Annotated in this window: 16 protein-coding genes; 11 read left to right on the top strand and 5 right to left on the bottom strand. The window is 60.0% G+C overall.

The annotated features are described in order from the left end of the window. Positions 1 to 2: 2 nt before the first annotated feature. Genes flgC through flgE form a run of 3 tightly spaced genes read left to right on the top strand, consistent with a single transcriptional unit; the run spans position 3 to position 2,530 of the window. Positions 3 to 446: a flagellar basal body rod protein FlgC gene (gene flgC, locus AC07VO_RS27305; protein WP_007937507.1), complete on the top strand. Its 444-nt coding sequence runs from the start codon at positions 3 to 5 to the stop codon at positions 444 to 446. A gap of 16 nt (positions 447 to 462) precedes the next feature. Then, on the top strand, positions 463 to 1,185 hold the full coding sequence (gene flgD / locus AC07VO_RS27300) for a flagellar hook assembly protein FlgD (protein ID WP_064616485.1): 723 nt from the start codon (positions 463 to 465) through the stop codon (positions 1,183 to 1,185). A 31-nt stretch (positions 1,186 to 1,216) separates the two neighbouring features. Beyond that, complete coding sequence (gene flgE, locus AC07VO_RS27295) at positions 1,217 to 2,530, top strand: flagellar hook protein FlgE (protein WP_064616487.1); 1,314 nt, start codon at positions 1,217 to 1,219, stop codon at positions 2,528 to 2,530. 226 nt (positions 2,531 to 2,756) lie between these two features. Here the strand turns inward: flgE and AC07VO_RS27290 are convergent, their stop codons facing one another. Next, entirely contained in the window at positions 2,757 to 5,651 is a 2,895-nt protein-coding gene (locus AC07VO_RS27290; protein WP_018926318.1) for a ribonucleoside-diphosphate reductase subunit alpha, read from the bottom strand. 739 nt (positions 5,652 to 6,390) lie between these two features. Here AC07VO_RS27290 and AC07VO_RS27285 point away from each other — a divergent pair. Continuing rightward, the gene (locus tag AC07VO_RS27285; protein ID WP_086944557.1) at positions 6,391 to 7,104 is read left to right on the top strand and encodes a response regulator; all 714 of its coding nucleotides are present in this window, start codon (positions 6,391 to 6,393) and stop codon (positions 7,102 to 7,104) included. Further along, positions 7,101 to 8,711 carry an ATP-binding protein gene (locus AC07VO_RS27280; protein ID WP_018926316.1) on the top strand — a complete coding sequence of 537 codons (1,611 nt, stop codon included), beginning with the start codon at positions 7,101 to 7,103 and terminating at the stop codon, positions 8,709 to 8,711. The genes AC07VO_RS27285 and AC07VO_RS27280 overlap by 4 nt, the downstream gene beginning before the upstream one ends. A 23-nt stretch (positions 8,712 to 8,734) precedes the next feature. On the opposite strand, the gene AC07VO_RS27275 is transcribed toward AC07VO_RS27280, so the two are convergent. Beyond that, positions 8,735 to 9,460: a 4'-phosphopantetheinyl transferase family protein gene (locus tag AC07VO_RS27275; protein ID WP_495007692.1), complete on the bottom strand. Its 726-nt coding sequence runs from the start codon at positions 9,458 to 9,460 to the stop codon at positions 8,735 to 8,737. A 197-nt stretch (positions 9,461 to 9,657) separates the two neighbouring features. After that, complete coding sequence (locus AC07VO_RS27270) at positions 9,658 to 10,449, bottom strand: dienelactone hydrolase family protein (protein WP_495007691.1); 792 nt, start codon at positions 10,447 to 10,449, stop codon at positions 9,658 to 9,660. Positions 10,450 to 10,596: 147 nt separating this feature from the next. Here AC07VO_RS27270 and AC07VO_RS27265 point away from each other — a divergent pair, with 147 nt between their 5' ends. The 4 genes from AC07VO_RS27265 (at position 10,597) to AC07VO_RS27250 (ending at position 14,115) form a co-directional block, all read left to right on the top strand. Further along, entirely contained in the window at positions 10,597 to 11,199 is a 603-nt protein-coding gene (locus AC07VO_RS27265) for a hypothetical protein (protein WP_086944560.1), read from the top strand. A gap of 92 nt (positions 11,200 to 11,291) precedes the next feature. Next, entirely contained in the window at positions 11,292 to 11,969 is a 678-nt protein-coding gene (locus AC07VO_RS27260; protein WP_064616498.1) for a response regulator transcription factor, read from the top strand. Further along, on the top strand, positions 11,966 to 13,312 hold the full coding sequence (locus AC07VO_RS27255) for an ATP-binding protein (RefSeq protein WP_064616500.1): 1,347 nt from the start codon (positions 11,966 to 11,968) through the stop codon (positions 13,310 to 13,312). Before AC07VO_RS27260 ends, AC07VO_RS27255 begins: the two co-directional genes overlap by 4 nt. A gap of 443 nt (positions 13,313 to 13,755) precedes the next feature. Then, positions 13,756 to 14,115, top strand: coding sequence for a DUF6124 family protein (locus AC07VO_RS27250; protein ID WP_019581235.1), 360 nt, complete (start codon positions 13,756 to 13,758; stop codon positions 14,113 to 14,115). A 188-nt stretch (positions 14,116 to 14,303) separates the two neighbouring features. On the opposite strand, the gene AC07VO_RS27245 is transcribed toward AC07VO_RS27250, so the two are convergent. Next, positions 14,304 to 15,302, bottom strand: a complete 999-nt coding sequence (locus AC07VO_RS27245; RefSeq protein ID WP_018926307.1) for an AraC family transcriptional regulator — start codon at positions 15,300 to 15,302, stop codon at positions 14,304 to 14,306. A 337-nt stretch (positions 15,303 to 15,639) separates the two neighbouring features. Between AC07VO_RS27245 and AC07VO_RS27240 the strand changes: the two genes are divergently transcribed. Then, positions 15,640 to 16,974: a dicarboxylate/amino acid:cation symporter gene (locus AC07VO_RS27240; RefSeq protein ID WP_018926306.1), complete on the top strand. Its 1,335-nt coding sequence runs from the start codon at positions 15,640 to 15,642 to the stop codon at positions 16,972 to 16,974. A gap of 144 nt (positions 16,975 to 17,118) precedes the next feature. Then, positions 17,119 to 18,300, top strand: a complete 1,182-nt coding sequence (locus AC07VO_RS27235) for a CaiB/BaiF CoA transferase family protein (protein ID WP_442115362.1) — start codon at positions 17,119 to 17,121, stop codon at positions 18,298 to 18,300. A gap of 24 nt (positions 18,301 to 18,324) precedes the next feature. On the opposite strand, the gene AC07VO_RS27230 is transcribed toward AC07VO_RS27235, so the two are convergent. Continuing rightward, positions 18,325 to 18,819 carry a SprT family zinc-dependent metalloprotease gene (locus AC07VO_RS27230; RefSeq protein ID WP_007937535.1) on the bottom strand — a complete coding sequence of 165 codons (495 nt, stop codon included), beginning with the start codon at positions 18,817 to 18,819 and terminating at the stop codon, positions 18,325 to 18,327. Positions 18,820 to 18,915 lie beyond the last annotated feature (96 nt).

Raw genomic sequence — 18,915 nt, 5'->3', positions numbered from 1 at the left:
TCATGTCCCTGTCCAGTGTTTTCAACATTGCCGGTAGCGGCATGAGTGCCCAGACCACTCGCTTGAACACCGTTGCCAGTAACATCGCCAACGCCGAGACCGTTTCGTCGAGCATCGACCAGACCTACCGCGCCCGTCACCCGGTGTTCGCCACCATGTTCCAGGGCGGCCAGAGCGGCGGCAGCGATTCGCTGTTCCAGAACCAGGACGCGGCCGGTCAAGGCGTGCAAGTGCTGGGTGTGGTCGAAGACCAGAGCAACCTTGAAGCGCGCTACGAGCCGAATCATCCGGCCGCCGATGCCAAGGGCTACGTCTACTACCCGAACGTCAACGTCGTCGAAGAAATGGCCGACATGATTTCCGCAAGCCGTTCGTTCCAGACCAACGCCGAAATGATGAACACCGCCAAAACCATGATGCAGAAGGTCCTGACCCTCGGTCAGTGATAAGGGGCGACTTTCGATGAGTGTTACCGATACCACCAGCGGCGTAAGCCTCAAGGATGTCCTGGCCAACTCTTCGGTCAAGACCACGACCACCAGTGATGGTCTTTCCGCGGCGACCAGCAGTGCCACCGGCAGCAAGGCATTGGGCAAGGATGCGTTCCTGCAACTGCTGGTCACCCAGCTGAAAAACCAGAACCCGCTCGATCCTCAGGACAACAGCGCGTTCGTAGCCCAGTTGGCGCAGTTCAGTAGTCTGGAAGGCATCACCACGCTGAACGACACCGTCAGCGGCATTGCCAGCAACTACAACTCGTCGCAAGCTCTGCAGGCTTCTTCGCTGGTGGGCCGTTCGGTCATCGCGCAGACCGGCAAAGCCGTGGTCGACACCTCCAAGAACCTCAACGGTACGGTTGTGCTGCCGGCGTCGGCGAACCCGGTTACGCTCAAAATCAGTGACGCCGAAGGCAAGACCATCCGCACCATCGACATGGGCAGCCAGAGCGCTGGCAACGCCAGTTTCATCTGGGACGGCAAAAACGATGCCGGAGCAGTCGCCGCGGCCGGCACGTACTCCTTCTCTGCCAGCGCAACCTACGACGGCAAAGCGACCTCACTGGTTACTTACCTGCCGGCAACCGTCAACAGCGTGACCATCAGCCAGACCGGCGGTGAGCTGATGCTGAACCTGGCAGGCCAGGGCAGCGTTGCCCTGTCCAAAGTGCAAACCATTGGTCTATAGAGCCGACTAACACGGCACAAAGGAGTGGAATATGTCTTTCAATATCGGCCTTAGCGGTCTCTATGCAGCCAACAAACAACTGGACGTGACCGGCAACAACATCGCCAACGTCGCGACCACCGGTTTCAAATCGTCCCGTGCAGAATTCGAAGACGTGTACTCGGCCACTCGCCTGGGTACCGGCAGCAAGACCATCGGTAACGGCGTGCGCCTGGCCAACGTTTCCCAGCAGTTCAGCCAGGGTGATGTGAACAACACCGGCAACGTGCTGGACATGGGCATTCAGGGCAACGGCTTCTTCATCCTCAGCGACAACGGTTCCCTGAGTTACACCCGTGCCGGTGCATTCAAGACCGACGCTCAAAACTTTGTGGTCGATAACAACGGCAACCGTTTGCAGGGTTATGGCGTCGATTCCAATGGCAAGATCATCAACGGTGTGTTGACTGACTTGAAGATCGACACCTCGAGCCTGAAGCCGAATCCGACTACCAAGGTTGATCAGACGATGAACCTGAACTCGGCGGAAACCACGCCGACCGTGGCCCCGTTCAGCCCGACCGATACCAACAGCTATAACAAGACCATCTCCACCAAGGTCTACGACAGCCAGGGTAACGAGCACACCATGGATCAGTACTACGTGAAGACGGGTACCAATGCCTGGCGTGTCTATACCTACATGGACGGTCGCTCCCCGGCCAACCCTGCAACCACGCCTCCAGTGCCGATCACCGCTGACATCACTTTCAACTCCGACGGCAGCATTAACACGCTGACGGCGGGTGCCGGCTGGACCCAGACTGGCAACACGTTGACCATGACCGGTTGGGTGCCAGGTGCCATTACCAACGCCGCAACGATTCCTGTGACCTGGGGGCCGAACGGTTCCGTCGCTGCCACTGGCGGTATCGCGTTCAACATGGCGCTGACCACTTCTTACAACTCGCCAACCGCCCGTACCGCCCAATACCAGGACGGCTACGCCACCGGCCAGATCTCCAGCCTGACCATCGACGCCAGCGGCGTCATGACCGCCAACTTCAGCAACCAGCAAACCAAGGCCATCGGCCAGGTGGCTGTGGCGAGCTTCGCCAACGAGCAAGGCTTGCAGCCAATTGGCGGTACGCGCTGGAAAGAAACTTTCGCCTCCGGTGTGGCCGGTGTCGATGCGCCGAAGACCGGTACCCTGGGTTCGGTCGTGTCCAACTCGCTGGAAGAGTCCAACGTCAACCTGACCAACGAACTGGTTGATTTGATCAAGGCGCAGAGCAACTACCAGGCGAACGCCAAGACCATCTCCACCCAGAGCACCATCATGCAGACCATCATTCAGATGACTTGATGCTTGATAGTGCTGCATAAGAAACCCCTCGCAAGAGGGGTTTTTTCATTCTGTAGGAGCGAGGCTTGCCCGCGAAGAATGCACTGCGGTTTTTCAGGTATTACGCGTCATCGTTCTTCGCGGGCAAGCCTCGCTCCTACAAGGCAGAGGCAAAAGAAAACCCCCGACCAGCCAGAGGCTCATCGGGGGTTTCAGGTAAGCGCCCTGGAGCGCCTACCGGCTCAGCTTATTGGCAAGCTTCGCAATCCGGCTCGTCGATGGCGCAAGCCTTCGGCACTGGAGCTGGACCGGCTGGGGCTGCCAGGACCGAGTCGTCACCGTGGTTGCCACCGCTGGAAACAGCGTTCAGCTTACCGGTGTTGATGGTCGACTTCTCGGTGCTGGTCGCCGCCAGGGCACGGAGGTAGTAAGTGGTTTTCAGACCACGGTACCAGGCCATGCGGTAGGTCACGTCCAGTTTTTTGCCCGAAGCGCCGGCGATGTACAGGTTCAGCGACTGAGCCTGGTCGATCCACTTCTGACGACGGCTGGCGGCGTCGACGATCCACTTGGTGTCCACTTCGAAGGCAGTCGCGTAGAGCTCTTTGAGTTCTTGCGGGATGCGCTCGATCTGCTGCACCGAACCGTCGTAGTACTTCAGGTCGTTGATCATGACCGAGTCCCACAGGCCGCGAGCCTTCAGGTCGCGAACCAGGTACGGGTTGATCACGGTGAATTCGCCCGACAGGTTCGATTTCACATAGAGGTTCTGGTAGGTCGGTTCGATCGACTGCGACACGCCGGTGATGTTGGCGATGGTTGCGGTCGGTGCGATGGCCATGATGTTGGAGTTACGAATGCCTTTCTGCACACGGGCGCGAACCGGTGCCCAGTCCAGGGTTTCGTTCAGGTCAACGTCGATGTACTTCTGGCCACGCTGCTCGATCAGGATCTGTTGCGAATCCAGCGGCAGGATACCTTTGGACCACAGCGAACCCTGGAACGTCTCGTAGGCGCCACGCTCGTCAGCCAGGTCGCAGGAAGCCTGGATCGCGTAGTAGCTGACCGCTTCCATCGACTTGTCGGCGAATTCGACGGCAGCGTCGGAACCGTAAGGGATGTGCTGCAGGTACAGAGCGTCCTGGAAGCCCATGATGCCCAGACCGACCGGACGGTGCTTGAAGTTGGAGTTCTTCGCTTGCGGCACCGAGTAGTAGTTGATGTCGATCACGTTATCGAGCATGCGCACGGCGGTGTTCACGGTGCGTTGCAGCTTGGCGGTGTCCAGCTTGCCGTCGACGATGTGGTTCGGCAGGTTGATCGAGCCCAGGTTGCAAACGGCGATCTCGTCCTTGTTGGTGTTCAAGGTGATCTCGGTGCACAGGTTCGAGCTGTGAACCACGCCCACGTGCTGCTGCGGGCTGCGCAGGTTGCACGGGTCTTTGAAGGTCAGCCATGGGTGGCCGGTTTCAAACAGCATGGACAGCATTTTGCGCCACAGGTCTTTGGCCTGGATGGTCTTGAACAGCTTGACCTTGCCCGGGTACTCGGTCAGGGCTTCGTAGTACTCGTAACGCTCTTCGAAGGCCTTGCCGGTCAGGTCGTGCAGGTCCGGTACTTCGGACGGCGAGAACAGGGTCCACTTGCCGTCATCGAAGACACGCTTCATGAACAGGTCAGGGATCCAGTTGGCGGTGTTCATGTCGTGGGTACGACGACGGTCATCACCGGTGTTCTTGCGCAGTTCGATGAACTCTTCGATGTCCATGTGCCAGGTTTCCAGGTAGGCACAGACAGCGCCTTTGCGCTTGCCACCCTGGTTAACGGCGACGGCGGTGTCGTTCACCACTTTCAGGAACGGTACGACGCCCTGGGATTTGCCGTTGGTGCCCTTGATGTACGAACCCAGCGCCCGAACCGGGGTCCAGTCGTTGCCCAGGCCGCCTGCGAATTTCGACAACATGGCGTTGTCGTGGATCGCGTGGTAGATGCCCGACAGGTCATCCGGCACGGTGGTCAGGTAGCAGCTCGACAGCTGTGGACGCAGGGTACCGGCGTTGAACAGGGTCGGGGTCGAGGACATGTAGTCGAAGGACGACAACAGGTTGTAGAACTCGATCGCACGGTCTTCTTTCTGCTTCTCTTCGATCGCCAGGCCCATGGCCACGCGCATGAAGAAAATCTGTGGCAGTTCGAAGCGGATACCGTCCTTGTGGATGAAGTAACGGTCGTACAGGGTTTGCAGGCCCAGGTACGTGAACTGCTGATCGCGCTCGTGGTTGATCGCCTTGCCGAGTTTTTCCAGGTCGAAGGACGCCAGAACCGGGTTCAGCAATTCGAATTCGATACCTTTGGCGATGTACGCAGGCAGTGCCTTGGCATACAGGTCGACCATTTCGTGGTGGGTCGCGCTGTCGGCGACACCGAGGAAGCCCAGGCCTTCGGCACGCAGGGTGTCCATCAGCAGGCGGGCGGTCACGAACGAGTAGTTCGGCTCACGCTCGACCAGCGTACGGGCGGTCATCACCAAGGCGGTGTTGACGTCGGTCAGGGCCACGCCGTCGTACAGGTTTTTCAGGGTTTCGCGCTGGATCAGCTCGCCGTCGACTTCTTCCAGGCCTTCGCACGCTTCGGTAACGATGGTGTTCAGGCGACCCATGTCCAGCGGTGCGAGGCTGCCATCGGCGCGGGTGATGCGGATCGATGGGTGAGCGTTGACGGCTTCTTCGGCAGGGGAGTGCGCTGCGCGCTCTTTGGCGCGGGAATCACGGTAGATCACATAGTCGCGGGCGACTTTCTGCTCGCCGGCACGCATCAGGGCCAGTTCGACCTGGTCCTGGATTTCTTCGATGTGGATGGTGCCGCCCGAAGGCATGCGACGCTTGAAAGTCGCGGTGACTTGTTCGGTCAGGCGGGCAACGGTGTCGTGGATTCGCGACGAAGCGGCAGCGGTGCCGCCCTCAACTGCGAGAAACGCTTTGGTGATGGCGACGGTGATCTTGTCATCGGTGTAAGGGACGACAGTGCCGTTACGCTTGATCACGCGCAGTTGGCCAGGCGCGGTGGCGGACAGATCCGAATTCGAATCGGCGGCCTGCGGCAAGGTGCCTTGCGGGTTCTCGCGAGTTGTGTCGGTTTGCATGGGGGGTTGTCTCCACATTCTCTATGTTTGTTTGGGCACCATCACGGTGCCCACCGTTCTGTCCTGAAGCACTACAACCGGCGAGGGCCGGGCATACCAACTTCGGGACAGATCAGGAAGGGGGCTATTGGGCGCCGCTTCCATGCCGAAGTCTTTGGTGTCACGCCTTGGGCCTGAAACCGAATTCCGTTTTGAGTGGCAGTAAATGACTGCAACACCCGTACCGTTATCGCCGTTTCGGGCTTAAAAACAGTAGCCATCCGCACACGCGGTTTGGTCTTTCGAAAATACGTTTGGTTCAACCGGAAAGAGGCAATAAAAGCGCTTGAAATCGGTGTCCGGTTTGTGTTTGGTTTTTGGCATAAAACCCTACATGTAGGGTTTTTTTTTGCGCCGAGGTACAAGATAATGCGTTTTGGAGGGTGTTGCAACGTACTACCTGTGGATAAACCTGTGCGTAAATTGTGTGTGAAAGAGGGAACGGGCGTGTAGGCCGCGACCTAGCTGGAGCCGACCATTTTTCACTGATTTTCAGCGACAGAAAACAGTCATCCGGATTTTTAAGGGCGCGAACCCTATCACAAAAAACCGTTGTGTCCGAACGCATTTACCGGCTTGTGTTCCAGACGTGTGGCGTTTATACAATCGGCCCATGCAGATGCATTCTTATCCTCCCCAATCATTACAAAAAGACGGGTGGATCCTTCCTTATTGATGGTGTTGGCAAGCAGAGGTCATCGTGGAGCAAGAAGCCTGGCAGGTATTGATTGTCGAGGACGACCAGCGTCTGGCCGAACTGACCCGCGATTACCTGGAAGCCAATGGCCTGCGAGTATCGATCGAGGGTAATGGCGCCCTGGCCGCAGCACGCATCATCAAGGAGAAACCGGACCTGGTGATTCTCGACCTGATGCTCCCCGGCGAAGATGGCTTGAGCATTTGCCGCAAGATTCGCGACCGCTATGACGGGCCGATCCTCATGCTCACCGCGCGCACCGATGACACCGATCAGATTCTTGGCCTGGACCTGGGCGCCGACGACTACGTCTGCAAACCGGTGCGTCCGCGTTTATTGCTGGCGCGCATCCAGGCTTTGCTGCGGCGCAGTGAAACCCCTGAAGTGCCCCAGGAAAAACAACGGCGCCTGCAGTTCGGCCCATTGGTGGTGGACAACGCATTGCGCGAAGCCTGGCTGCATGACAAAGGCATCGAATTGACCAGCGCCGAGTTCGATCTGCTCTGGCTGCTGGTGGCCAATGCCGGGCGTATTCTGTCCCGCGAAGAAATATTCACCGCGCTGCGCGGTATCGGTTATGACGGCCAGGACCGCTCCATCGACGTGCGCATCTCGCGCATCCGCCCCAAGATCGGCGATGACCCGGACCATCCGCGGCTGATCAAGACCGTCCGCAGCAAAGGCTATTTGTTCGTGCCGGAAGCCTGCACCCTGTGAACTCGATCTTCCTGCGTATTTATGGCGGCATGTGCGCGGCGCTGATTCTGGTGGCCGTGCTCGGTGTGCTGGCCTTGCACTTGCTTAATCAGGTACGCAGCGAGCAGTACCGCGAGCGCCTGGCCCACGGCACCTTCTCGCTGATGGCCGATAACCTGCAACCGATGAACGAAACCGAGCGCCATCGGGCGTTGCTGTTGTGGGAGCGCTTGCTCGGGATTCCGCTGGCGCTGAAGACGTTCCCCCAGACCGACCTCGACCTGACCCAGCGCACCCGCGTGTTGCACGGCCAGGCCCTGGTGGAGCAGACCGGTCCGCATGCGGCGAAGGTTTATCGCCTGGTCAGCGAAAAGGAGCAGTTGGTGCTCACCGGTGAAGTCCAGCAGATCAGCGAGCAACTGGCGCGGGCGACCATCTACCTGCTGGCCGATGAACTGGTGCGCTACCCGGTGGCCGAGCAGCCCAAGCGTCTGGAGCAGTTAAAGGAAGATAAGGGTTTCGGCTTCGATCTGCGGCTGGTAACGGTTGATGAGGCCGACATGGACGAAGACCAGAGCCGCCGCGTGTCAGAAGGCGACACGGTGATGGCGTTAGGCAAGGGCGGCGATTCGATTCGGGTGTTTGCCGGCATGGTCGGTACGCCGTGGGTGTTGGAAATCGGCCCGCTGTATCAGATGAATCCTTACCCGCCCGAGTGGCTGGTGCTGATCGCGGCCCTTGGCCTGAGCCTGATCGGTTTGATTGTCTATCTGTTGGTGCGGCAACTGGAGCGTCGTTTGCGCGGTCTGGAAGCCGCCGCCACGCGAATTGCCAAGGGCAGCCTGGAAACCCGCGTACCGGCACGCGGCGCCGACTCGGTGGGGCGGCTGGCCTCGGCGTTCAACGGCATGGCCGAGCACTTGCAGCAATTGTTGGCGATTCAGCGAGAACTGGTGCGTGCCGTGTCCCACGAATTGCGCACACCAGTGGCGCGCCTGCGTTTTGGCCTGGAGATGATCGGCTCGGCCAGCACGCCCGAGGCGCTGGAGAAATACCGCGAAGGGATGGACCACGACATCGAAGACCTCGATCGACTGGTCGATGAGATGCTCACTTATGCGCGGCTGGAGCAGGGCTCGCCGGCACTGAATTTCCAGCGGATCGATCTGGATGCGTTGGTCAATCAGGTGATCGAGGAGTTGGCACCGTTGCGCGCCGAGGTCACGGTGCAACGCGGCTTGTGCCTGTCGGCCGCCGATTGCGACGGCGCCTGGGTCGAGGCTGAGCCGCGTTACTTGCACCGGGCGTTGCAGAACCTGGTGAGCAACGCCATGCGCCACGCCCATTCACGGGTGACCGTCAGTTATCAGGTGGGGCAGCAGCGCTGTCGGGTGGATGTCGAGGATGACGGGCCGGGCGTGCCGGAAACCGCGTGGGAGAAAATCTTCACCCCGTTCCTGCGCCTCGACGACAGCCGCACCCGTGCCTCGGGTGGGCATGGGCTGGGGTTGTCGATTGTGCGGCGGATCATCCATTGGCACGACGGGCGAGCGCTGATCAGCAAGAGCAAAAGCCTGGGCGGGGCGTGTTTCAGTTTGAGCTGGCCGAGGAATCAGGAGCGGCGTTGAGGTTGGGCACGTGACAGGGGGCTTCAGGCCTTGATACTGACCAGACTCAACAACTGCCCATCCATCACCGCAAACTGCGCGTCCAGTTCGGTGCCGCTGCGCCACTCACTGGACAGGTCGGTCAGCAACTGCAACCGCACTTCACCGCCCTCGCTCCACTCCAGCACTTCGGCGTGTTCGAAATAGAAGCGCTTTTGGACGATCGGGTAGAGCGCCTTGAACAGGCTTTCCTTCACCGAAAACGTCAGCGTCACCACCATCGCCAACTGATCGCGAGCCCCGGCGGTCATGCGCTGCAACTCAGGCCCGGTGAGAATCTCTCCGGCCAGGCGTTCGGCCCGTTCTGCGTCGAGCAGATTTTCCAGGTCCATTCCCAAGCCGCGCCAATGGGCCTTGTTCGCGACAATCGCCGCGGCCCGGCCGGTGCTGTGGGTGATCGAACCGGTGATATGCGCTGGCCACACCGGTGCGCAGTCTTCACCAATGGCCGGAATGAAGCTCAGCCCTTCCAGCTGTTGCAACGCGGCCCGAGCGCAAATCCGCCCGGCGAGAAACTCGGCCTGACGCTTGGCCACCGAGCGCTGGATGCTCGCGGGCGGCTCGATGGCGCTGCGCTGGAAATCATCGCTGGCCAATTGCTTGGTATCGAAGTGAGTGCCCAGCAGGACCGTATCGGGCAGCACAAACGGCAGCGGCCAATGGGCGTCGAGCGGGGTGCAGCAGGCGGGTAGGGCGGGGACGGGATTCATGACGGGCATTTTGCCGGGTTGCCTTGAGGCTGGGTAGTGGCTGAGGGCTTTTGTGGCGAGGGAGCTTGCTCCCGCTCGGCTGCGTAGCAGTCGTAAAGGCGGCAAACGCGTTGTACCTGACGAAATACGGTTGCAGGTTTTGGGGCTGCTTCGCAGCCCAACGGGGGCAAGCCCCCTCGCCACAGAGGTCTATCTGATCAGCCAAAGATCTTCTTGAAAAACGCCTGCATGTCCGCCCACGACTTCTCATCGGCGGCCTTGTTGTAACCAATGTCCGGCCCGCCATGATCGCCATGGCTCAGACGATCCGCATCAGGGTTGCTGAAGCCATGCTTGGCGCCTTCGAGGCTGACAAATTTATAGTCGGCACCGGCCTTGTCCATTTCCGCCTTGAACGCCGTCACGTTTTCCGCTGTGACCATGCTGTCCAGGGCGCCATGCTCCACCAGGATTTTCGCCTTCACACTGCCAGGCACCGCCGGCGTATTGGTCGCCAGTGCACCGTGGAAACTCACCACGCCCGCCAGCGGCAAGCCCTGGCGTGCGGCATTCAGCACCACTGCGCCACCGAAGCAATAGCCGATGGCCGCCAGTTTGGCCGGATCGGTCTGTGGCTGTTTCTTCAGCAAATCGAGCCCGGCCTGAAACCGCGCGCTGGCTGCTGCGCTGTCCTTTGTCGCGGCTTGCATGAACGCCATGGCGTCCTTGGGGTGTTCGGTGTTCTTGCCGTCGCCATACATGTCGATCGCCAGTGCGCTGTAGCCCAGACCCGCCAGATCGCGTGCGCGCCGCTTGGCGTAGTTGTTGAGCCCCCACCATTCATGTACCACCACCACACCCGGACGCGGACCTTTAATGGCGTCGTCGTAGGCGTAATAGCCAATCAGCTTGGTGCCATCGGCACTCTGATAGGGAATTTCCTGGGTCTTGATGGCGGCCTGGCTGACCCCGCTCACGGCCAGTAATACAAGGGCGAGCAACACACGCATGGCTGAATCTCCTTATAAACAAACGTCAAGAAAGCGTAGCCGATTTGATTCAGCTCAGGTTCAGAGTGCGTTCAGGGGCTGTACAGGGTGAGGTCAGTAACCTTGCCCCGTACCCAAAAAGCACATAGCGCATGAGGAAATTCCCCAATGACTACTTTGAAAAAGCTGCTGCTGGCTTTCACCGTGATGGGCGCCAGTGTTGCCGCCCACGCCGACACCACCAATTTTGCCGGGCTGACCTTTGGCCAGACCAGCGACAAGGTTAAAAAATCCAGTGCCCTGAACGACAACCTCAACCACCCGAACGCCGACGGTGTGATCGGCAAGGACAACACCTGGGGTTTGCGTGTGGGCCAGCAAGACAGCCAGGGCCGCTACTACGCCACTTACGACAACGTGTCGGGCTCGCATAATGGCATTAAACTGCGTCAGGAAAACCTGCTGGGCAGCTACGATCTGTTTTACCCAGTGGGTGGCAGCACCAAACTGTTCGGCGGTGCCACGGCCGGTTTGACCAAAATGACCCAGGAATCGCCAGGCTTCAGCCGCGACAGCGACATCGGTTACGCCATTGGCGGCCAGCTCGGCGTGTTGCAGCAAGTTTCGCAAAACACCTCGGTCGAGCTGGGTTACCGTTACCTGCGTAGCAACGCCAGCACCGAGATGAGCGAGCGCGGCGGCAGCAAACAGGGGTCGCTGGACTTGACCAGCAGCGCCCAGACGTACTTGTCCGCCAACTACGCTTTCTAAACAGCGTTTGGTTGCCAGTCAGTTAAGCCTCGCAACCTGTGGGAGCAGGCTTGACTGACCTTTGGAGATGTTGATTTGCCCCGGAGAGCCTTATGAAATTGCTGGTTGTCGAAGATGAAGCGCTGTTGCGCCATCACCTGCAGACCCGTTTGACGGACAGCGGCCACGTGGTCGAGGCCGTGGCCAACGCCATCGATGCGTTGCATCAGGCCGAGCAGTTCAACCATGACCTGGCGGTGATCGACCTCGGTTTGCCGGGCATGGGCGGGCTCGACCTGATTCGTCAGCTGCGCTCCCAGGGCAAGACGTTTCCGATCCTGATCCTCACCGCGCGCGGCAACTGGCAAGACAAGGTCGAAGGCCTCGCCGCCGGTGCCGACGACTACGTGGTCAAGCCGTTCCAGTTCGAAGAGCTGGACGCCCGGCTCAATGCCTTGCTGCGTCGCTCCAGCGGTTTCACCCAGTCGACCATCGTCGCCGGTCCCTTGGTGCTGGACCTCAATCGCAAACAGGCGTCCCTCGATGACCAGCCGCTGGCGCTGACCGCCTACGAATACCGGATCCTCGAATACCTGATGCGCCATCACCAGCAAGTGGTGGCCAAGGACCGCTTGATGGAGCAACTCTATCCGGATGACGACGAGCGCGATCCGAATGTGATCGAAGTGCTGGTCGGCCGCTTGCGTCGCAAACTCGAAGGCCCGGCCGGGTTCAAGCCGATCGATACCGTGCGTGGCCTCGGCTACCTGTTCAATGAGCGCTGCACTTGATTCGTTCCCTTCGTGTCCGCTTGATGCTCGCCGCCACCACCCTGGCGGTGTTGTTCATGCTGGCGTTACTGCCGGCGATGCAGGGCGCGTTCAGCCTGGCGTTGCAGGACTCCATCGAGCAGCGCCTGGCGTCGGACGTCACCACGCTGATCTCCGCCGCCCGGGTGGATAACAACCGCTTGCAGATGCCGGCGCAGTTACCCGATGAGCGTTTCAACCTCACCGACAGCCGTTTGCTCGGCTACATCTATGACCGCGAAGGTCACCTGGTCTGGCGCTCGAGGGCCACCCAGGAAGAGAACATCAACTACAAGCCGCGTTACGACGGGCGCGGGAACGAGTTCGCGAGGATTCGCGAGGCCAATGGTGAAGAGTTTTTCGTCTATGACGTCGAGGTCAAGCTGCTCGGCGGCAAAAGCGCGGCGTTCAGCATCGTCGCGCTGCAACCGGTGCGCGAATACGAAGTCACCCTCGAAGGCCTGCGGGAAAACCTCTACCTGGGCTTCGGTGCCGCGTTACTGGTGTTGCTCGTCTTGCTCTGGGTCGGCCTGACCTGGGGCTTGCAGGCGTTGAGCCGGCTGAGCCAGGAGCTGGACCAGATCGAAAGCGGCACCCGCGAAAGCCTCAGCGAACAACACCCGCGCGAACTGCTGCGCCTGACCGGCTCGCTCAACCGTTTGCTGCACAGCGAGCGTGAACAGCGCAGCCGTTACCGCGACTCCCTCGACGACCTGGCCCACAGCCTGAAAACCCCGCTGGCGGTGTTGCAAGGGGTCAGCGAAGACATGGCGCAAAAGCCGCAAGAGCGCGATCAGGCCTGGGTGCTGCAAACCCAGATCGAACGCATGAGCCAGCAGATCAGCTATCAACTGCAACGGGCCAGCCTGCGCAAAAGTGGTCTGGTGCGCCATCAGGTACGCTTACGCCCGGTGCTGCAAAGCCTCTGCGACACCCTGGACAAGGTCTACCGCGACAAACGCGTGCGGGTCGCCTTCGATCTGCCGGATCAGTGCTACGTACCGATCGAGCAGGGCGCCTTGCTGGAAATGATGGGCAACCTGCTGGAAAACGCCTATCGCCTGTGCCTGAACGAAGTACGCATCAGCGTGCGCGAAACCCTCAGTAGCATTGAGCTTTGCATTGAAGACGATGGCCCCGGTGTACCACCGGACCAACGCGCACGGATTCTCGAGCGCGGCGAGCGGCTGGACCGCCAGCATCCGGGGCAGGGGATTGGCTTGGCGGTGGTCAAGGACATCATCGAAAGCTACAGCGCCAAGCTGACGCTGGGGGATTCGCCGATGGGCGGCGCGGCGTTCCGGATTCATTTTCCGGTGGTTTGATGTAGGGGCTTGGCCGAAAAGATCGCAGCCTCGTTGCACTCGACAGCTCCTACAGGTGGACGCAAATCCCTGTAGGAGCTGTCGAGTGCAACGAGGCTGCGATCTTTTGATCTTAAACGGCGATGTTTAAACGACACTTCCAGAAACTCACCCAACCTACACATCCTTGCGCCGCTGCCTACGACTACGCCAGAATCCGCCGGCTAGTGCGCCTGGGGCGTGGGCTATATCGTTTCCCTGTCGTTGACGAATCAGCGATCGGGTCTCGCAGCCCGTGTATCTCTAGACGCACAACATCCTCCGTTCACATTATGGCGGCTGTACGTGGGAGACCTTCGGGTCTGCCGGTTCTAGAGTCCCGGTCTGCGACCCGCGTATAGCTGCCACCTTCTTTCGTCTCGCAGCGAACAGTGGCGGCTCCATGACTCTAGGAGGCTTTATCCATGTTCAAACCAACACCTAATCCACCAGCACCCGACGACGTCTCCCCGTACGAATCCCTCGATTCCAAAAAACTCCACGAAGCCGCCGACCGCGCCCTCGACCACTACCTCAAACCACCCACTCCCAAAGACACCAAGCGCAAACCCAGCACCATTTACCATGTCGGTGCGAAGGTCGATAACGAAACCCTGCTGGTCAACGCCTGCGAATCCCTGGCGTCAGCGAGCGTGATGCTCAGTGAATTCGCCGGGTTGATGGACATGCCCCATCGCAACATGATGTTGGGGATTCAATCGGTGGTCATGCTCGGTGAGCTGGCCGTCAACCGGGTGCTGGATAACCTCGATCCGCAAGGCTAACGAAAGTCTGTGGTGAGAGCACTTATTGTGGCGAGGGAGCTTGCTCCCGCTCGGCTGCGAAGCAGTCGCAAAACCTGAGTTTGCGGTGTGTCTGAAAAACCGTGATTGCCGGGTTTGGGGTCGCTTCGCAACCCAGCGGGAGCAAGCTCCCTCGCCACAACAGCATGGCTGCCTGCAAAGTTGTGAAATCAGTTCTCCTGCGCCCGATAGGCCCCCGGCGTCAAACCCGTCCACTTCTTGAACGCCCGATGAAACGCCGAAGGTTCGGAAAACCCCAACTGCTCGGCAATTTGTTGCAACGATAGATCCGCCCGCCCCAGGTGATAAATCGCGATGTCCCGGCGTAACTGATCCTTCAATTCCTGAAAACTCGTGCCTTCCTCACGCAAATGCCGACGCAAGGTTTGCGGGCTGATGTGCAGGTGCGCCGCCACTGCTTCCAGGTCCGGCCAGCGTGCACTGTCGCGGCTGAGCAAGCGCCGCAATTGGCTGCTCAGGCTGTCGCCTTCGTCGGGGCGTGACAGCAGGTCGGCGGGGGAGCGCTCGAGAAAGTGCTTGAGGGTTCGTTCGTCCTGCAACAGCGGCATGTTCAGGTAGCGGCTGTGGAACAGCAGGCTACTCTGAGTAGTATCGAACGTTAGCGGGCAGGAAAACAGCAAGTCGTATTCGGCCCCGTGCTCGGGCCTCGGGTAGCTGAATGTGGCGTGCTCCAGACGAATGCGCTGGCCGATCAGCCAGCTGCCGAACCGATGCCAGATCACCAGCAGGCTTTCGCTGAGGAAGTGGTCCGGGTCCCACAGCGGCGAATCGTCGAGGCTCAGGCGAATCATCTCGCCTTCGCGGCTCAAGGTCAGACGCGGCGCCCCGGGAAACAGGCTGTAAAACAACAGGCCGCGATTGAGTGCTTTCTCCAGCGTGCGGCAGTGGATCACCGCGTGGCACATCATCGCGAAGCTGCCGGGTTTGCTCGGGGCCTGCCCGAAGCCCAGGTATTCGTCGTCCAGGGCCAGCCACAATCCCTGGATCAACCGGGTGAACTGTTCCGGCGCGATTCGGGCGCGCGGTTCTTCAAGCAACTCGGGGCTGATCCCCAGTTGCTGCAGCAGGCTCGAATAGTCGTAGCCACGTCGGCGTGCGCCGCCGAGGGCGGCACGGGCGAAATGGCTGGCGATGGTGCGTTCACGCATGGGGCAGGTCCGTCCACTGAGCAATGGATGGTAGCGGTGCCCATCGACGATGAACAAGGCGGATATCCGCCAAATTGCAGGACGAGGTCAGGTGGGTTGGCGGAAATCCGCCACATGGTGGTAACTGGTTGGTGACCAAAAGAAACCTGTAACCCTTGATGTCAAAAGGCTCGCAGGCTTTTTGGCGAATGTGGCACGGGCCTTGCGATACAACCAGCAGATGCCTGCCGTTGCGCAGCTCGACAAAACAAATCCCTCCAGTGCAGGAGGGTTCGCAATTGAAGTGTCTTGGGCAACAGATGGATGTTGTCACCGGGCGCTCTTGAGGAACTTTGCAATGACGACTCGTCAGCCACTGTACAAATCCCTGTATTTCCAGGTGATCGTTGCCATCGCCATCGGCATCCTGCTCGGTCACTTCTACCCGCAGACCGGTGTAGCCCTCAAGCCGTTGGGTGACGGGTTCATCAAACTGATCAAAATGATCATCGCTCCCATCATTTTCTGCACCGTCGTCAGCGGTATCGCGGGCATGCAGAACATGAAGTCGGTCGGCAAGACCGGCGGTTACGCGCTGCTGTATTTCGAAATCGTTTCGACCATTGCACTGCTGGTCGGTCTGGTGGTGGTCAACATCGTGCAGCCGGGTAACGGCATGCACATCGATGTCACCACGCTGGATGCCTCCAAAATCGCAACCTACGTGGCTGCCGGTGCGGATCAAAGCGTCGTTGGCTTCCTGCTGAACGTGATCCCGACCACCATCTTCGGTGCGTTCGCCACGGGCGATATCCTGCAAGTGCTGATGTTCTCGGTGATCTTCGGTTTCGCCCTGCATCGCCTGGGTGCCTACGGCAAGCCGATCCTGGACTTCATCGACCGTTTCGCCCACGTGATGTTCAACATCATCAACATGATCATGAAGCTCGCGCCGCTCGGTGCCTTGGGTGCCATGGCGTTCACCATCGGTGCTTATGGCGTTGGCTCGCTGGTGCAACTCGGTCAATTGATGGCCTGCTTCTACATCACCTGCCTGCTGTTCATTCTGGTGGTGCTGGGTGGTATTGCTCGTGCTCACGGCTTCAGCGTTCTGAAAGTGATCCGCTACATCCGTGAAGAGCTGTTGATCGTGCTGGGTACTTCCTCTTCGGAGTCGGTACTGCCACGCATGCTGATCAAAATGGAGCGTCTGGGGGCGCAGAAATCCGTGGTAGGTCTGGTGATCCCGACCGGCTACTCGTTCAACCTCGACGGTACGGCGATCTACCTGACCATGGCGGCAGTGTTCATTGCTCAGGCCACCGACACCCACATGGACATCACTCACCAGATCACTCTGCTGGTGGTGTTGCTGCTGTCCTCCAAAGGCGCTGCTGGCGTGACCGGTAGTGGCTTCATCGTACTGGCCGCTACCTTGTCCGCTGTTGGCCACCTGCCGGTTGCCGGCCTGGCGCTGATCCTGGGTATCGACCGTTTCATGTCCGAAGCCCGCGCGTTGACCAACCTGATCGGTAACGCGGTTGCCACCATTGTTGTGGCCAAGTGGGTCAAGGAACTCGACACCGACGTGCTGCAATCCGAGCTGGCCTCGGGCGGTCGCGGCATTGCCGACGAGCCTAAAGATGATGTTTTGGGCCACGTCGAAGGGGCAACCCCGACGAACGCCAAGTAAGCCTTGTTGTAAATGAAAAACCCGCTTCGGCGGGTTTTTTGTTGCCTGCGATTTGAGCGTAACGGTCAGTGTCACTGGCACATAAGGTGATTGCTGCAATGTCCCGGGCTGCCTAGGCTTGGGGGACTGCACTGGAGAACGCTCATGCTCGGTCCACTGGCATCACTCAAGGTTCTGGATTTCTCGACATTGCTGCCGGGGCCGTTCGCCTCGTTGCTGTTGGCGGACATGGGCGCCGAGGTGCTGCGCATCGAATCGCCGACCCGCACGGATTTGCTGCGGGTGCTGCCGCCCCATGATCAGGGGGTGTCGGCCAGCCACGCCTACCTCAATCGCAACAAGCGCAGCCTGGCGCTGGACCTCAAGCAGCCCGAGGCGCTGGAAGTGATCAAGCAATTGCTTGCGGACTACGACATTGTGCTGGAGCAGTTCCGCCCTGGCGTGATGGAACGGCTGGGCCTGGGGTATGAAGCCTTGAAGGCGATCAATCCACGGTTGATTTATGTGTCGATCACCGGCTATGGCCAGACCGGCCCTTACAAGGACCGCGCCGGACACGACATCAACTACCTGGCGCTGGCGGGGCTTTCGAGCTACACCGGCCGCGCCGACAGCGGCCCGTTGCCGTTGGGTATGCAGGTGGCAGATGTCGCGGGCGGTTCGTTGCATGGGGTGATCGGGCTGCTGGCAGCGGTGATCGCGCGGCAGCAGACCGGGCAGGGACAGCATCTGGATGTGAGCATGACTGACTGCGCCTTCAGCCTGAACGCCATGGCCGGTGCCGGCTACCTGGCCTGCGGCGTTGAGCCGGGCAGGGAAGACCAGATGCTCAACGGCGGCAGCTTCTACGATTACTACCGGTCGCGCGATGGCCGCTGGTTGTCGGTGGGCAGTCTGGAACCGGGGTTCATGCAGCAATTGTGCACGGTGCTCGGCCGTCCGGAACTGGCGGCCGAGGGACTGTCGTCCGACCCCGCCCGGCAACGGGCGCTCAAGGACGCGCTGAACATTGAATTCGAAAAACACGACTTTGCCTGGCTGTGTGAGCTGTTTGCCGGGGCCGATGCGTGTGTCGAGCCGGTGTTGAGCCTGGGCGAAGCGGTCGGGCATCCGCAGTTGCAGGCGCGGGAACTGGTGGCTGAGGTGCCGCGGGGCGATGGCTCGACCCAGGCGCAGATGGCCTGTCCGTTGAAGTTTTCAGCGGGGTTGCCTGAGCCGCGGCACATTGGCGCCCGGCTGGGGCAGCATACGGATCAGGTGTTGGGTGAACTGGGGTTTAGTGTTGAGCGGATTGAAGCGCTGCGGCGGGCCAAGGTAGTTATCTAGCGTCTGTCCCGGCCGAAGCTCAACTTATTCGACCCGCATTTCCCCGCTGAACACCAACGTACTGCGACAGCGCCGGCACAAATACCGCCGCCCCTGACGTACCAGGCTATGACGCTGGGCCGAAAACGGGAAATCGCTGTCGGCGCAGGGGCATTTGTAGATGTAGCGGGTCACGCTGCGACGTTTGACGTCATAGGTGTGGCAGCGGTTGGGCGGCAGTTCGTAGACGCCGCGCATGATCAGTTGCCACTCTTCGCCGTGGGGCTGGATGCGGTCGCCGAACAGTTGATGGGCGATCAGGTGCGCGACTTCGTGCGCCACGGTCTGCTTGAGGAAGTCTTCGGTGTTTTCCCGGTACAGCTGCGGGTTGAAGCGCAGCAGGTTCTCGTGCAAATGCGCGACACCGGCTTTTTGCCCGCGCAGCTTGAGGCTCACCACGGGGCGTTTGAAAGGTCGTTTGAAAAAGGATTCGGCTTGCAGGAAACAGTCTTCGACGCGGGTATTGAGTTGCTCGGGCATGCTTGATGGATCTCCAAGGATGTCGAGTATGCCGCAACCCCGAGGGCTTGCGAATCGCTCAGGCGCCGAATGGTCGTTGCTCGCATTAGAAGGCCG

Source organism: Pseudomonas sp. GW821-FHT03E01 (assembly GCF_059420765.1).
Note: the sequence above shows the minus strand (reverse complement) of the source record. Positions and strands in the feature narration are given on the sequence as shown.